This window comes from Kribbella sp. NPDC051620, assembly GCF_044453825.1.
Taxonomy (GTDB): domain Bacteria; phylum Actinomycetota; class Actinomycetes; order Propionibacteriales; family Kribbellaceae; genus Kribbella.
On record NZ_JBITDB010000006.1, the window covers coordinates 196,470 to 210,998 of the forward strand.

Genomic DNA, 14,529 nt, shown 5'->3' on the forward strand with positions numbered 1-14,529 from the left:
GTACGGCCGGCATGCCCGACCGATAGGCTCGGGGCGGAATCTTCGGAGAGCTGGGAGTGAGATGACAGCGCAGCAGGGGTGGCCGGCACCTTCCGCGACGGTGGCGGTCCGTGGCCGGGTGACCGTGCCCGGGTCGAAGTCGATCAGCAACCGGGCGCTCGTGCTCGCCGCGATCGCCGACGGTCCATCCACCCTTTCCGGGCTGCTGGTGGCCCGCGACACCAACCTCATGCGCCAAGCGCTGGTCTCCCTCGGCGTCGGCATCACCGAGCAGGACGGCCTGGTCACCGTCGCCCCCGGCTCCCTCAAGGGCCCGGCGAGCGTCGACTGCGGCCTGGCCGGCACGGTCATGCGCTTCGTCCCGCCGGTGGCCGCGCTGGCTGACGGCGAGATCGCCTTCGACGGCGATCCGTACGCCCGCGAACGCCCGATGAACGTCATCCTCGGCGCGCTGCGCGCTCTCGGCGTACAGATCGAGGACCACGGCACCGGCCGGATGCCGTACTCCGTGAGCGGCACCGGCTCCGTCCGCGGCGGCCAGGTCACCCTCGACGCCTCGGGATCGAGCCAGTTCGTCTCGGCTCTCCTGCTGGCCGGCGCCCGGTACGACGAAGGCGTCGACATCATCCACGACGGCAAACCCGTCCCGTCGCAGCCGCACCTCGACATGTCCGTCGCGATGCTGCGCGAGCGCGGCGTCCAGGTCGACGACAGCCAGCCCAACCGCTGGCTCGTTGCCCCCGGCCCCATTCGCGCGCTCGACACCGCGATCGAGCCCGACCTGTCCAACGCGGCGCCGTTCCTGGCCGCCGCCATCGTCACCGGTGGCGAGGTGACCGTGACCGGCTGGCCGGCCGAGACCACCCAGCCGGGCGGTCAACTGCCCGACATCTTCACCCGCTTCGGCGCCGAGGTCACGCTCACCGACGGCGAGCTGACCGTCCGCGGCACCGGCCGGATCGAAGGCCTGGACCTCGACCTGAGCGAGGTGGGCGAGCTGACGCCGGTACTGCTGGCGATCGCCGCGTTCGCCGACGGGCCGTCGTACCTGCGCGGCATCGCCCATCTGCGCGGCCACGAGACGGACCGGCTGGCCGCGCTGGAGACCGAGTTCAACGCGCTCGGCGGCGACGTGACGCAGACCCCCGACGGCCTCGAGATCCGGCCGAAACCCTTGCACAGTGGGCTTTTCGGCACGTACCACGATCACCGGATGGCACACGCCGCCGCCGTGCTCGGCCTGGTCGTCCCCGGTCTGGAGATCGAGAACATCGCGACGACCGCGAAGACCCTGCCGGAATTCCCCGAGCTCTGGTCGGCGCTGGTGAACTGATGTCGAAGTACGACGAGGAAGCCAAGTACGACCGGCCCAAGCGCCACACCCGGCCGCGGACCAAGGACCGCCCGACCTACGACAACGCCGTTATCGGCTTCGTCATCACCCGCGACCGCGGCCGCTACACCTGCTGGGTCGGCGAGTCGGATCGCGTCGTCACCGCCATGAAAGCAAGGCAGCTCGGCCGCAAGGGCGTCATCGTCGGCGACCTGGTCAAGCTCGACGGCGACTCCAGCGGCGACAAGGACACGCTGGCCCGGATCGTCGAGGTGCTCCCCCGCAAGACACTGCTGCGCCGGTCCGCCGATGACGACGACCCGGTCGAGCGGCCGCTGGTCGCCAACGCGGACCAGCTCGTCATCGTTGTCGCGGTCGCCAACCCGGAACCGCGGACCAGGCTGATCGACCGCTTCCTGGTCGCGGCGTACGACGCCGGCATGCGCCCGCTGCTCTGCCTGACCAAGACCGACCTCGCCGATCCCGGGCCGCTGCTGTCGATCTACCGGCCGCTGGGCGTCGAGTCCGTCGCCACCCAGATCGACGGCGATCTCACTGAACTGCGAGAGCAGCTCCACGACCGGACGAGCATGATGGTCGGCCACTCGGGCGTCGGCAAGTCGACGCTGGTGAACGCGTTGGTGCCCGGCACGAACCGGGCGATCGGCGTCGTCAACGACAACACCGGTCGCGGCCGGCACACATCGACCAGCGCGTTGCTGCTCCGGCTGCCCGAGGGTGGCTGGATCGTCGATACGCCGGGGATCCGGTCGTTCGGGCTGGCGCATGTGCAGCCGGATCAGCTGATCAACGCGTTCCCCGACCTGGCCGAGGAGACGCACGACTGCCCCCGCGGCTGCACCCACTCCGAGACCGAGCCGAACTGCGCCCTCGACGAAGCAGTCGCCGCGGGTCGCGTCGAGGCGGAACGAGTCGCCTCCTTCCGCCGTCTCCTCGCCAGCCGCGAAGGCCGCGACCTGGAGACCACCTAGCCCGTACTCCGGACAGCCGCGCGCCGGCGTACTGGCTACTTCGGCGGGAGCTGTCCGTCCCAGACTGCCTTCGCGCCGGCGTCGCCGGTCCGAATCGTCTGGATGATCACGATCACGCCGATCACCACGATCGCCGCGCTGGTGATCAGCTCCAGCGGGCGGCTCTTGGTTGCCTTGGCACCCTTTCCGCTCGCCAGCGCGGATGGCCCGGTGAGCAGCAGGAAGGCGGCCACCGCGACCAGTGCGAAGACCAGCACGAACCAGAACAGCAGATCGCCCCGGTCCTGGTGGATCTTGACCAGCGGCTGCAGTTGCGGGACCGCGGCCACGAACGCCTCGCCGCTCTCCTTCGCCACGAAGGCGCAGACCAGCGACCCGACCCCGAGCACCAGGGTCGGCCAGCGGAGCAACCAGCGCCACTTCGGCACCACCGCGTAGACGATCGCGGTGAGCGCGGCGACCGGCAGCACCAGCACCGTCAGGTGGATCACCAGCACGTGCAGCGGCAGATCCCCGAAGCGCTCGAACATGAGGCCTCCAGCTAGTCGTTGTGTTCTCAGACACTAGTGGCACGTTCAATCACCCGAGATGGTTCAACCGGACCGAGACCTAGCCGCAATCTTTACCCAGGCCTTAGTACGGGCCCGCCGCCCGGCTAGCCTTCCGGCATGCCCTCGCACACCGACGACTTGCGGCTCGCCCACATCCTGGCCGACGACGCCGACTCCACCACGATGGACCGCTACAAGGCGCTCGACCTGCACGTCGCCACCAAGCCGGATCTGACTCCGGTGAGCGACGCCGACCGCAAGGTCGAGGACGTGATGCGCAAGACGCTGGCCCGGGCCCGGCCGCGGGACGCCTTCGTCGGCGAGGAGGAGGGCACCACCGGCTGGGGCGTCCGACGCTGGGTGGTCGACCCGATCGACGGCACCAAGAACTACATCCGCGGCGTACCGGTCTGGGCCACCCTGATCAGCCTGATGATCGAGGACCAGGTCGTCGTCGGCGTCGTCTCCGCGCCGGCGCTCGGCCGGCGCTGGTGGGCGTCGTACGGCGACGGCGCGTGGACCGGCCGCGCGCTGATGTCCGCCCAGCCGTGCCGGGTCAGCGACGTCTCGACCGTCGAGGATGCCTCGCTCTCCTACTCCTCGCTGAAGGGCTGGGAGAAGCTCGGCAAGAAGGACGAGTTCGCGGACCTGATGGAGTCGGCCTGGCGGACCCGCGCGTACGGCGACTTCTGGTCGTACATGCTGGTCGCCGAGGGCGCCGTCGACATCGCCGCCGAGCCGGAGCTCAACCTGTACGACATGGCGGCCCTGTCCATCATCGTCGACGAGGCCGGCGGCAAGTTCACCTCCGTCGACGGCACCCCGGGCCCGAACGGTCCCAACGCCGTGGCGACCAACGGCCGTTTGCACGAGGAAGTCCTCCGCCGGCTGGGGTAGATCGCATAAAGTGTTCACCGTCGAACAGTTCGTATCGGAAGGACCATGCCGCGATGAGCGAAGCAGGTAACGAAGGCGTCGTGATTCCGGGCGTCGACACGACCAGGCCGAGCATCGCGCGGACCTACGACTACCTGCTCGGCGGCAAGGACAACTTCGCCGTCGACCGGGCCCTCGGGGACAAGTTCATCAACGGCCTGCCCGGCTCGCAGGCGATCGCGTTCGACAACCGTGGCGCGCTGATCCGGGCGGTCCGGGAGATCGTCCGGACCACGAAGGTGCGGCAGTTCATCGATATGGGCAGCGGGCTGCCGACGGCCGACAACGTGCACCAGGTCGCGCAGCGGCACGCACCGGAGACCAAGGTCGTCTACGTCGACAACGACCCGGTGGTGCTCGCGCACGGCCGCGCGCTGCTCGCCGAGAACGAGAACACCGCCGTCTTCCAGGCCGACCTGCGCGACCCCAAGACGATCTACGACAGCGCGGAGACCCGGGCGCTGATCGACTTCGACAAGCCGGTCGCGATCATCTTGAGCGCGGTGCTGCACCACCTGAACGACGACGAGGACCCGGCCGGCGTCGTGCGGTTCTGGTACGACCGGGTGCCGGCCGGCAGCTACTTCTTCATCAGCCACTTCCGCAGCGAGAACGACCCGCGCAGCGCCGAGATGCAGGCCTTGCTCCAGGGCTCGCTCGGCCGCGGCCGGTGGCGCACCGACGACGAGATCCTCGCCCTGTTCGGCGACGGCCTGACCGTGCTCGAGCCGGGCATCGTGCCGTCGGTCGAGTGGCGCCCGGAGCAGCCGGTCGACGACCTCAGCGACTGGTCCCGGCTGATCGCCGCCGCCCTCGCCGTGAAGTCCTGACGGCCTGACTGCCTACGCCGCCGCCCTGGCCGTGAAGGCCTGACAGCCTAGATCGAGTCCTGGACCTGCTGCTGACCAGGCAGCCGGTCCTGCACGGTCTGATGGCGTTGCAGCCGCCATACCGACGGCACTAGCAGCGTGGCCGCCACGATCGCCAGGTGCAGGCCGGCGCCGTACAGCTCGACCAGCTTGACGCTCGTGACGGCAGCGAGGTACCCGACCATCAGCTGACCGATCGGCCCGGCGACGAACGAGCCGAGCATGTCGTACGACGAGACCCGCGACAGCTTGTCGAGCGGGATGTGCTGGCCGAGCGCGGTCTCCCAGCCGATCCCGAACATCTCGAACCCGACGCCGACCACGAACGCCACCGCCGCGACCGCGGCCGTGTACGGCGCGAGCGCCAGTACCAGGTACATCGGCACCATCACCAGCATGCCGAACATGCCGATCCGGACCGGGTACTTCGGCTTGACCCGGATCATCACGATGCCGCCGGCAATCAATCCGGCGCCGAAGCAGGCGCTCACCGCACCCCAGCCGACCCGGCCGAAGGTGTCGTCGGCGATCACCGGGCCGAGCGTCGAGTAGCAGGCCGAGAAGATCATGTTCAGCACCAGGAAGGCCACCACGACGGTCCAGACCCACTGCCGGGAGACGAACTCGGTCCAGCCGACCCGCAGGTCGTGCAGCACCGACGTCTCCGACCGTTCGATCGGTGCCAGCCACAGCCTGGACATCAGGACCGCGCCCAGGCCGAACGTCACCGCGTCGACGGCCAGCCCGATGCCGGGACTGGTCAGACCGACGATCACGCCGGCCACCGCGCTGCCGCCGATCAACGCGATCGAGCGGGCGAAACCGGAGACCGCGTTCGCCTGCGGCAGCTCCGTGCGATCCACGATCGACGGCAGGATGCCGGTCATCGCGGGCATCACGAACGCCGCGGCGATCCCGTTCACCGCCTCGATCGCGGCCAGCTGCCAGATCTGAGCGTGCCCGGACAGCACGAGTCCGGCCGCGAGCGCCTGGGTCAGCCCGCTGACCGAGTTCGCGACGATGATCACCAGCTTGCGCGGCAGCCGGTCGGAGATCACCCCGCCGAGCAGCAGGAAGACGACGTTCGGGATGCTCCGGGCGGCGAGCACCAGGCCGACGGCGCTGGCCGCGTCGGAGACGTCCAGGACCGCGAAGACGAGCGCGATCGGGGCGATCGAGGAGCCCAGCATCGAGATGAAGCGGGCGCTGACGAAGACCCGGACGTCGCGATGCCGCAGTACGGACAGGTCCTCACGCCAGGTCACTGGCTGTATTGTGCCAGACCTGCCGCTCACTGGTTCTATTCGCTACCTTTGGGTATTGGGCTCACTCCATCACCAGGAGGCTCCGTGAAGATCAACGACGTACTGCGCGGTAAAGGCAACCAGGTCGTCACCATCTCCCCAGAAGCCACCGTCACCGAACTCCTCGCGCTGCTGGCCGAGCACAACGTCGGCGCGCTGGTCGTCAGCCCCGACGGCAGCTCCGTGGCCGGCATCGTCTCCGAGCGCGACATCGTCCGGCTCCTGCACCGGACGCCGGACGCGGGCGACGTCCGGGTCAGCGCGATCATGACCGAGCAGGTGCACACCTGCGGGCCGGACGACCTGGTCGACAACCTGATGCGGCTGATGACGGATCAGCGGATCCGGCACGTCCCGGTCGTCACCGACGGCGTGCTGAGCGGGATCGTCAGCATCGGCGACGTGGTCAAGACCCGGATCGGCGAGCTCGAGTTCGAGCGCGAGCAACTTTCCAACTACATCTCGGGCTAGCCGGGAGGTAGCTCCCGAGTTTTGTCCCTGGCCGGGTCTACATTCCGTCCATGGACCCGACACCACCCCCACAGAACCCAGGTCAGCCGCCCGCAGGCGGCGGCCAGCCTCAGGGCGGCTATCCCCCGCCAGGTGGCTATCCGCCGCCGCAGGGTGGCTACCCGCCGCCACCAGGTGGGTACCCGGGCTACCAGCCCTACCCCGGGCAGAGCGGTCTGCCGCCCGGTTCGGGCGGGACCAGCACACCGGCGATCATCGGGTTCATCCTCAGCATCTTCGGCATCGTGCTGATCAGCATCATCCTGTGCATCGTCGCGCTGACCCAGATCCCCAAGCGCGGGCAGCGCGGCAAGGGACTGGCGATCGCCGGTCTGGTGATCAGCGGCCTCTGGGTCGTCCTCGGTGGGCTCATCGTCATCGGACTGATCGCCAGCAACAGCGAGCCCGACCGCGACGCCTCCGGTCAGGTCACCACGACGGTGAACACGCGGCCGGACAAGCTCCGGGTCGGTGACTGCATCACCGGTGTCGAGGAGGGTGTGGTCAAGGACATCAAGGTCCAGCCTTGCGACCAGCCCAACGGTGGCAAGGTGTTCGCGATCTTCGAGCTCCCCGCCGGCGAGTGGCCCGGCCTGGCCGCCGTACAGGCTGCTGCCGAGAAGGGGTGCACGGACCGCTTCAAGGCTCTCAAGCAGATACCGGACAAGCCGTCGAACGTCTTCTTCCTGCACCCGAACGAGACCGCCTGGAGCCGGGGCGACCGCGGCACCACCTGTCTGCTCATCCCCAAGTAGACAAACGACGGGCCCGGCACACCAGATGTGCCGGGCCCGCGGTCTTGTTGCTCAGTACCTGGTCACCGCCGCGTACGCGTCGACGATGCCGTTGCCGTAGAAGCCGTTGAACGTCCGCGGCCCCTCACAGAGCGCGTCGAACTCGGTCGACCGCCCCTCGTTCACGTACGTCTGCAGGCGAGGCGTCGGGCAGGCCCGCTCCTGGGCGCTGTCCAGCAGGATCTTCCGCACCTTGTCCGGTGCCAGCCCGAACGAGTGGTGCGAACCCTTCTTGCCGTACTCGCTGACGATCAGCGCGGCCACCCCGGTCACGTGCGGCGACGCCATCGACGTCCCCTGCAGCCAGTTGTAGTAGCCACACTTCGTGTAGTCGGTGACACCGGCCGGGCACTGCTTCTGTACTCCGCCCGCCACACCTGCCGGGGTGATGTTGCCCGCCGCGTCGACAAGCGGCGTCGCCGCGTTCTGCAGGACGTTGACCGGGTAGGTCGACAGGATCAGGTTCTCGTTCGTCCGGTACTGCGGCGTCCCGAAGTAGTCGCGGAACCAGCCACCCGGCGCCGACACCTCGATCTGCTCGAGCCCGTAGTTGGAGTAGTCCGCCTTCTTGCCCGACGGCCCGAGCGCGGACACACCGATCACGTGCGGGCCCTCGACCGGCAGGTCGACGCAGGTCGCGTTGTCGATCGGCCGCGGGTACGGCGCGACGTCGCCGAAGTCCGGGCTGGAGATGTCGGTCCGCGGCTTGCCGAGGTCCTCGTGGTTGTTGCCGAGCGACCCGACCAGCGAGACGCCCTTGTTGTGCGCGTAGTTGAGCGCCCGGGTCATCGTGCTAATGACGGTGCGCTGCTCGGCCTGCGCCTCCGGGCTGTCGGCCGGGTTGGCCGTGCAGTTGTAGAGCCACGGGTCGACGTAGAAGGACATGTTGACCACGTCCAGCCCGACGTCACCGGCGTAGGTGAGCGCGTCCGTCACCGGCCCGAGGAAGAGGAAGCCGCCGTCCTGGCCACTGCGGATCTCGACCAGCGAGCCCCCCGGCGCGACACCGGAGACACCGACGCCGTTGAGGGCGGCACCGACGGTGCCGGCCACGTGCGTGCCGTGCCCGCTGTCGTCCCAGCCGACCGGGTCGACACAACCACGGAACTCACACGGGCCGTCGATCTCCGGGATGTCCGTGACGAAGTTGCGGGACAACTTCCAGTCGAAGTTCGGCGCCAGGTCGGGGTTGCGCGCGTCGATCCCGGAGTCCAGGATGCCGACCTTGACCGCCTTCTTGCCCGGGTGCTTGGCGTGCGCCAGATCCGCGCGGATCATCCGCAGGCCCCAGAGCTGGGCGTCGAGCGGATCGGCGGTCCGGCTCGCGGCCGCACTCTTCGCCGTGGCGCTCTTGCCCTTGGCAACGGCGTTCAGGTGCTCCTGCTCGACCGTGATCGGCCTTGCCTGCGGCAACTGGCCGATCGGGCGGGTGCGCGCCGCGCCCTCGATGCCCGCAACTCCGGACACCCTGGTGACGAACCCGGACGCGGCAGCGAGCACCGTCATCGTGCCCAGGTTCGTGTTCTCCTTCACCACCGAGCCTCCGGCCGCCTGTACCGCGGCCAGCGCCTGGGCGTGGTCGGCCCCGGTCTGCAGCAACACCGTGTACTCCGTGGTGCCACCGGCAACCGCCGTCGTACCGGCGCCGGCGGTGACCGGAACTGCCAGCGCGCCGGCCACCAGCGCGATGGCGCCGGTGGCCGCACACAACGATCTACGGACGTCTCTCACGAGCGGATCCCCTCCCTGAAGTGAGTCTGACCCGGCACACGCTAAATCCGCGGAGCCTGGTTCACCAGGGTTCGGCGAGATGCCGACGTTGTCAGGATCGAAAGCAAGCGACTGACCGGATCGTTCCGGTCAGGGTTAGGAGGCGAGCAGCACGCCCGCGATCACCAGGCCGGCGAGCAGCCCGAGGCCGAGCAGGGCGGTGCCGATCATGCCGGTGATCCGGCCGGCGACCGCCATCCCGCGGTTGCCGTACACGCCCGGGTTCGCGTCGATCTCCTCGAGCGCCTGGCTGCCCTTGGCCCAGGCGAACGGCGACAGGAAAGCCAGGCAGGTACCCAGCCCGACGATGCCCAGCACCATCGACATGGTCGCGGCGGAGTTGTCCTGCGGTCGTTGGTTCAGCGGCTGCGGGTACACGTACTGCGACTGCCGCGGCCAGCCCTCCGGCGGGTACTCCTCGTCATCCGGCATACCTGATGTTCTCCTCTGCTCGGGGTCAAAGAGGCTTGGCCCCGAGCAGAGGATCTCAGCTCAGCTCGGTGATGTCGCCGATTCCGAGGCCTGCGAGTTGGCCACGGACTTCCTTCGCCTCCCCCACGACGACGACCAGCAGGCCGTTGGCTCCGACGTACCGGCGGTAGGCCTCGGTGGCCGTCTCTGCTGTGGTTGCGGCGATCTGGGCCAGGTAGGTATCGGCGAAGTCGAGCGGCACCCCGGCGGCGATGTTGCTGCCGACCTGTTGCGCGATCGAGTCGGCCTGCTCGTAGCGCAGCGGCGCAGTACGGATCAGGCTGTCCTGCGCGTCCTGGACCTCCTGGGCCGTCAGTCCGTCGCGGGCGTCGAGCAGGATCTTCAGGGCGTCACTGATCGCGGCGCCGGTCACCTCGGTACGGACTGCGCCGCCCAGGCTGAACGTGCCGCCCTTGCGCGGCGCGGTGAAGCTGGTCCGGGTGCCGTACGTGTAGCCCTTCTCCTCGCGCAGCACGGTGTCCACGCGGGAAGTGATCGTGCCGCCGACGACATGGTTGGCGACCGCGGCCGCGCCCCAGATGTCCTCGCGGCGATCGGGCCCTGGGCAACCGATCAGCAGCTGGCTCTGCACCGAGCCGGGCCGGTCCACGAGCACCAGCTTGTTCCCGGCGATGTAGAGCGGCTCGGGGGTCTCCATCGCAGTACCGGCGTCTGAGGTCCAGTCACCGAAGGCATCGTCGATCACCGCGGCCACGTCGACCCCGGTCGCGTCGCCCGCGAACAGGATCTGGGCCCGCGCCGGACCGATGTTGGCGTGGTAGAACTCGGCCACCTGTACGTTCGTCAGCGGCCGGATGGTGTCCGGCGTACCGGCGGTCGGGCGGGACCTGCGCGACGACTGGTCGAACAGGTTGGCGGCGAACGCCTCCCGAGCACGGTAGCCCGCGTTGGCCCGCTCCTGGTTGATCTCGCCGAGCCGGATCGTCACGTGCCGCCCGACGTCGGCCTGGTTGAAGGCCGGCCGGGTGACGGCCTCGGCGAGCAGCTTGACGGCCGGCGCGAGTTGCGACGTCGGGACCGAGATCTCGACGTGCAGCGCGTCCGAGCTGACATCCACCCCGTATGCCGCGCCGTGCCGCTCAAGGGCCGCCGCGAACTCGTTGGCCGACTTCAGCTCGGTGCCTTCGTCCAGCGTGCGCGACATGATCGTCGCGACGCCCTCCAGCTCGCGTGGCTCGACAGCCAGCGGCATGGCGACGGTGACGCGCACGGTGGCGACGTACTGGCCGGGACGGTCGAACACGTGGACCGGGGTGCCGGAGCGGGTCGTAGTACTGGTCGCCAGCGGGAAGCGCCACGGGCGCGGCGGTGCGACTGCCGGCGGTGTGGTCAAGGCCTGGCTGTTCATTCCTGCTCCCCTGCTGCTTCTGCTGCTTCTGCTGCCTCTGTCTGCCGTCGGTACGTCACCTGCGCGCGCGAACCGGCGCGGATCCACTTGCTCGCCGCCGCCTGGACCTGATCCGCCGTCACCGCGCGGAGCTCGTCGATCCGGGTGTTGATCCGGCTCGGGTCGCCGAACAGCAACGCGTGGTGCGAGATCTCGTCGGCCCGGCCGCCACAGGTGGCCAGCTGCTCCAGCCAGTCCCGCTCGGCCTGTGCCTGCACGGTCGCCAGCTCGTCCTCGGTGATGCCGTCCTTGGCGAGCTTCTCGACCTCCTCGACGAGCGCGTCCTCGACCTGTTGCAGGTCGATACCCTCCGAGGCGATCCCGGTCAGCGTGCCGAACGAGACGCCACCGATCAGCGGCAGCGCGCCACCGGAGACCGACTGGGCGATCTGCTCGTCGCGGACCAGGCGCCGGTTGAGCCGGCCGCTCTGCCCGCCGGCCAGCACGTCGAGCGCCAGCGCCGCGGCGTCGAGCTCCGGCGTCCCGTCGACCGGGAGCCGGAACATCATCGTGATCAGGTCCGACGGGACGTCGTCGACCACGTCGTCGCGGAACACCCCGTCGAGCGGGCCGACCGTGCCGTCCGGTGCGGGCGGCGGCGTCGGGATGGCCGGCAGGTGCCCGAAGTACCGCTTGGCCGCGTCGAACGCGTCCTCGGCGGAGACGTCACCGACGATGGTCAGGACGGCGTTGTTCGGGCCGTAGTACTTGCGGAAGAACGCGTGCACGTCCTCGACCGCCGCCGCGTCCAGGTCGGCCATCGAGCCGATCGTCATGTGCGCGTACGGGTGGTGCTCCGGGAAGAGCAGCCGGACCAGCCGCTCGTACGAGTCGCCGTACGGCCGGTTGTCGTAGCTCTGCCGCTTCTCCTCCTTCACCACGTCGCGCTGGTTGTCGAGGTTGTCCTGGTTGACCGCGTCGAGCAGGTAGCCCATCCGGTCCGCCTCGAGCCACAGTGCGAGGTCGAGCCCGCCACTGGGCAGCGACTCGAAGTAGTTCGTCCGGTCGAAGAAGGTGCTCGCGTTCAGACTCGCCCCGACACTCTCCAGCAGCGAGAAGTGCTGCCCCGACTCGACGTTGCGCGAACCCTGGAACATCAGGTGCTCGAACAGGTGGGCGAACCCGGTCAGCCCCGGCGGCTCGTGCCGCGACCCCACGTCGTACCAGAGATTCACCGACACGATCGGCACGTTCCGGTCAGAACTGACAACAACCCGCAGACCGTTGTCCAACGTCTGCTCAGCAAGCGGATAGTTCAGCGGCATGGAGCCACCCTACGTGCTGGCCGGTGAAAGAAACTTCGGGCCGATTGTCGATCCGGAGCGGTCTCGCGCATCGATGTGATAGCGGTGGAGTTCCACCGGTCCGACGACGGAAGGTCGAAGCTGTGGGCAAGTACTTGGTGATGATCTACGACAACGAGGCGCTCTGGGACGCCGCCGACCCGTCGGTGGCGGAGCAGAACCACGTCAATCACGGCGCGTTCGTGCAGGCCAACCAGGCGGCGGTGGTGGGCGGCGCCCAACTCGACGGGAGCAACACGGCGACCTCCATCCGCTCGGACGGCAACGGCGGCTTCGTGGTGACCGACGGCACGTTCGCCGAGACCAAGGAGGTGATGGGCGGGTACTACGTGATCGAGGCCGCCGACCTGGACGAGGCGCTCGCCATCGCCAAGCAGGTGCCGTCGCCGATGGGCGGGGTCGAAGTACGGCCGATCATCAACTGACATGACAAGCAGCGAGGTCGCCAGGGCGGTCGAACAGGCCCATCAGCAGGAGTGGGCCAACGTCCTGGCGACCACCGCCCGGGTGGCGGCCGACCTCGACCTGGCGGAGGACTGTGTCCAGGACGCGTACGCCAAGGCGCTCGTGCACTGGTCCGAGCAGGGCATCCCCCGGCGGCCCGGCGCCTGGCTGACCACGGTCGCCACCCGCCGGGCGCTCGAGCATCGCCGGCGGGCGGAGGTGTCCCAGCGCAAACTGCCGCTGCTCCTCCCTGAGCCGGTGGAGTCCTCCGATGGCTTCCCTGACGACAGACTGCGGCTGGTCTTCACCTGCTGTCACCCTGCCCTGGCTCAGGAAGCACGGGTGGCGCTCACCCTCCGGCTGGTCTGCGGTCTGTCGTCCGCCGAGATCGCCAAGGCCTTCCTGGTCAAGGAGTCGGCCATGCAGGCGCGGATCACCCGGGCCAAGCAGAAGATCTCCCAGTCGCGCATCCCCTACCGGATCCCGCGTATCGCCGACCTGCCCGAGCGGATCGACGCCGTCCTCGATGTCATCCACCTGGTCTACTCGGCCGGCCATACCGCCAAGTTCGGCGACGAACTGATCCGGCATGACCTGACCCGCCGCGGCCTGGACCTGGCCCGGATGGTCCACCTCCTGCTCCCGGACAGCAGCGAGGCAACCGCCCTACTCGGTCTACTCGTGCTCACCCACGCCCGGGAGTCCGCCCGGGTCTCCGGCGACGCTCTGGTGCTCCTACCCGAGCAGGACCGCTCCCTGTGGGACAAGGCTCTCATCGCCGAGGGCCTGGCGCTGGTCACCACGTCCCTGCAACACCCGTCCCGGGTCGGCCGCTTCGCCTTGATGGCTGCCGTGGCCGCAGTACACAGCGAAGCTCGTACGTGGGCAGAGACCGATTGGCCCGAGATCCTCGGCCTCTACGACCTACTCCTCGCCCGCTGGCCCTCCCCCGTCGTGTCGCTCAACAGAGCAGTTGCCCTCAGCTACACCGACGGCCCGGCGGCAGCACTCGCAGTACTCGACTCCCTGTCCGACGAGCCCGCCCTGGCGACCTACCCGTACTACGCCTCGACCCGCGCCGACCTGCTCCGCCAAACGGGCCAGCCGGCCGCAGCCGCAGCGGCGTACGAGGAAGCCCTGGCCTTCACCGACAACACCACCGAGGCTGCCTTCTTGACCGCCCGCCTGGACGAACTGCGATCCTGACCGGATGCGGATCCTGTTCATCGGCAACAGCTTCACCTCGCGCAACAACCTGCCGGCCCTGATCGCCGCCCTCGCCGCCGCACGCGGTCTCGCCATCGACCACAAGCTCATGTCGGCCGGGGGCGCCTCGCTGCGTCAGCACCTCAACGCCGGGAAAGCCCTGGCCGAACTTGCCACTGGCAACTACGACACGGTCGTCCTGCAGGAGCAGAGCACCCTCCCGCTGAAGAACCCGGGCCGGATGCACGAGAACATCCGCGACTTCCACACCGCGATCACCGAGGTCGGCGCCCAGACCGCCCTGTACATGACCTGGTCCCGCAAGAACCAGCCGCAAGCGCCCTTCACCACCGCCTACGCCACCATCGCGGCGGAGCTGGGCACCATCCTCATCCCGGCCGGCCTCGTCTGGGAGCAGTTCCAGGCGGCCCATCCGACGCCGTCACTGCACGACACCGACAACTCTCATCCGGCCCTCGCAGGCAGCTACCTCACTGCCTGTGTCTTCCTGATCTCGCTCCTCCAGGAAGACCCCACCCTGCTGGACCTGCCGGTCAAGGGCCTGCCCGAAGAGACGGCCGCCGTTCTGCGCAGCTCTGCCTGGGCCATCTGCGAACAGATCGCAGGCGTTTAGTTA

General features: G+C 69.0%; 15 protein-coding genes. 9 read left to right on the top strand and 6 right to left on the bottom strand.

Annotation, left to right across the window (positions count from 1 at the left end; all coding sequences use genetic code 11):
- Window positions 1-61 precede the first annotated feature (61 nt).
- Together aroA and rsgA are read left to right on the top strand one after the other, a co-directional pair.
- Window positions 62-1,333, top strand: a complete 1,272-nt coding sequence (gene aroA, locus ACIA12_RS30500) for a 3-phosphoshikimate 1-carboxyvinyltransferase (RefSeq protein WP_396370625.1) — start codon at window positions 62-64, stop codon at window positions 1,331-1,333.
- Window positions 1,333-2,325, top strand: coding sequence for a ribosome small subunit-dependent GTPase A (rsgA, locus tag ACIA12_RS30505; RefSeq protein WP_396370626.1), 993 nt, complete (start codon window positions 1,333-1,335; stop codon window positions 2,323-2,325). The genes aroA and rsgA overlap by 1 nt, the downstream gene beginning before the upstream one ends.
- Before the next feature lie 35 nt (window positions 2,326-2,360).
- On the opposite strand, the gene ACIA12_RS30510 is transcribed toward rsgA, so the two are convergent.
- Window positions 2,361-2,855, bottom strand: a complete 495-nt coding sequence (locus ACIA12_RS30510; protein WP_396370627.1) for a DUF2231 domain-containing protein — start codon at window positions 2,853-2,855, stop codon at window positions 2,361-2,363.
- Window positions 2,856-2,993: 138 nt separating this feature from the next.
- Here ACIA12_RS30510 and hisN point away from each other — a divergent pair, with 138 nt between their 5' ends.
- The gene (hisN, locus tag ACIA12_RS30515; RefSeq protein WP_396370628.1) at window positions 2,994-3,773 is read left to right on the top strand and encodes a histidinol-phosphatase; all 780 of its coding nucleotides are present in this window, start codon (window positions 2,994-2,996) and stop codon (window positions 3,771-3,773) included.
- 53 nt (window positions 3,774-3,826) lie between these two features.
- Window positions 3,827-4,642, top strand: coding sequence for an SAM-dependent methyltransferase (locus ACIA12_RS30520; RefSeq protein WP_396370629.1), 816 nt, complete (start codon window positions 3,827-3,829; stop codon window positions 4,640-4,642).
- Between the two features lie 47 nt (window positions 4,643-4,689).
- On the opposite strand, the gene ACIA12_RS30525 is transcribed toward ACIA12_RS30520, so the two are convergent.
- A complete protein-coding gene (locus tag ACIA12_RS30525) occupies window positions 4,690-5,946 on the bottom strand; it encodes an MFS transporter (RefSeq protein WP_396370630.1) in 1,257 nt (418 codons plus the stop codon).
- A gap of 84 nt (window positions 5,947-6,030) precedes the next feature.
- Between ACIA12_RS30525 and ACIA12_RS30530 the strand changes: the two genes are divergently transcribed.
- Both ACIA12_RS30530 and ACIA12_RS30535 read left to right on the top strand, forming a co-directional pair.
- Window positions 6,031-6,456, top strand: coding sequence for a CBS domain-containing protein (locus tag ACIA12_RS30530; protein ID WP_396370631.1), 426 nt, complete (start codon window positions 6,031-6,033; stop codon window positions 6,454-6,456).
- Between the two features lie 50 nt (window positions 6,457-6,506).
- The gene (locus ACIA12_RS30535; protein WP_396370632.1) at window positions 6,507-7,250 is read left to right on the top strand and encodes a hypothetical protein; all 744 of its coding nucleotides are present in this window, start codon (window positions 6,507-6,509) and stop codon (window positions 7,248-7,250) included.
- Between the two features lie 51 nt (window positions 7,251-7,301).
- On the opposite strand, the gene ACIA12_RS30540 is transcribed toward ACIA12_RS30535, so the two are convergent.
- The 4 genes from ACIA12_RS30540 to ACIA12_RS30555 form a co-directional block, all read right to left on the bottom strand.
- Window positions 7,302-9,020 (bottom strand): S8 family serine peptidase, encoded by a 1,719-nt coding sequence (locus tag ACIA12_RS30540; RefSeq protein ID WP_396370633.1) that lies wholly within the window; start codon window positions 9,018-9,020, stop codon window positions 7,302-7,304.
- Window positions 9,021-9,155: 135 nt separating this feature from the next.
- Window positions 9,156-9,491, bottom strand: coding sequence for a DUF4190 domain-containing protein (locus tag ACIA12_RS30545; RefSeq protein ID WP_396370634.1), 336 nt, complete (start codon window positions 9,489-9,491; stop codon window positions 9,156-9,158).
- 55 nt (window positions 9,492-9,546) lie between these two features.
- Window positions 9,547-10,899, bottom strand: a complete 1,353-nt coding sequence (locus ACIA12_RS30550; protein WP_396370635.1) for a M16 family metallopeptidase — start codon at window positions 10,897-10,899, stop codon at window positions 9,547-9,549.
- Entirely contained in the window at window positions 10,896-12,203 is a 1,308-nt protein-coding gene (locus ACIA12_RS30555; protein WP_396370636.1) for a M16 family metallopeptidase, read from the bottom strand. The genes ACIA12_RS30550 and ACIA12_RS30555 overlap by 4 nt, the downstream gene beginning before the upstream one ends.
- Before the next feature lie 122 nt (window positions 12,204-12,325).
- On the opposite strand from ACIA12_RS30555, the gene ACIA12_RS30560 reads away from it, so the two are divergent.
- From ACIA12_RS30560 to ACIA12_RS30570, 3 genes are read left to right on the top strand one after another with little or no spacing between them, the layout of a single operon-like run.
- A complete protein-coding gene (locus tag ACIA12_RS30560) occupies window positions 12,326-12,667 on the top strand; it encodes a YciI family protein (protein WP_396370637.1) in 342 nt (113 codons plus the stop codon).
- A 1-nt stretch (window position 12,668) separates the two neighbouring features.
- Window positions 12,669-13,892 carry an RNA polymerase sigma factor gene (locus ACIA12_RS30565; RefSeq protein ID WP_396370638.1) on the top strand — a complete coding sequence of 408 codons (1,224 nt, stop codon included), beginning with the start codon at window positions 12,669-12,671 and terminating at the stop codon, window positions 13,890-13,892.
- Window positions 13,893-13,896: 4 nt separating this feature from the next.
- On the top strand, window positions 13,897-14,526 hold the full coding sequence (locus ACIA12_RS30570; protein WP_396370639.1) for a hypothetical protein: 630 nt from the start codon (window positions 13,897-13,899) through the stop codon (window positions 14,524-14,526).
- The last annotated feature ends 3 nt before the right edge of the window (window positions 14,527-14,529 follow it).

Coding starts and splice junctions, on each gene's coding strand:
- ACIA12_RS30550 (WP_396370635.1), bottom strand. CDS start 10,899: ATGAACAGCCAGGCCTTGACCACACCGCCGGCAGTCGCACCGCCGCGC.
- ACIA12_RS30510 (WP_396370627.1), bottom strand. CDS start 2,855: ATGTTCGAGCGCTTCGGGGATCTGCCGCTGCACGTGCTGGTGATCCAC.
- ACIA12_RS30520 (WP_396370629.1), top strand. CDS start 3,827: ATGAGCGAAGCAGGTAACGAAGGCGTCGTGATTCCGGGCGTCGACACG.
- rsgA (WP_396370626.1), top strand. CDS start 1,333: ATGTCGAAGTACGACGAGGAAGCCAAGTACGACCGGCCCAAGCGCCAC.
- ACIA12_RS30545 (WP_396370634.1), bottom strand. CDS start 9,491: ATGCCGGATGACGAGGAGTACCCGCCGGAGGGCTGGCCGCGGCAGTCG.
- hisN (WP_396370628.1), top strand. CDS start 2,994: ATGCCCTCGCACACCGACGACTTGCGGCTCGCCCACATCCTGGCCGAC.
- ACIA12_RS30570 (WP_396370639.1), top strand. CDS start 13,897: ATGCGGATCCTGTTCATCGGCAACAGCTTCACCTCGCGCAACAACCTG.
- aroA (WP_396370625.1), top strand. CDS start 62: ATGACAGCGCAGCAGGGGTGGCCGGCACCTTCCGCGACGGTGGCGGTC.
- ACIA12_RS30555 (WP_396370636.1), bottom strand. CDS start 12,203: ATGCCGCTGAACTATCCGCTTGCTGAGCAGACGTTGGACAACGGTCTG.
- ACIA12_RS30565 (WP_396370638.1), top strand. CDS start 12,669: ATGACAAGCAGCGAGGTCGCCAGGGCGGTCGAACAGGCCCATCAGCAG.
- ACIA12_RS30535 (WP_396370632.1), top strand. CDS start 6,507: ATGGACCCGACACCACCCCCACAGAACCCAGGTCAGCCGCCCGCAGGC.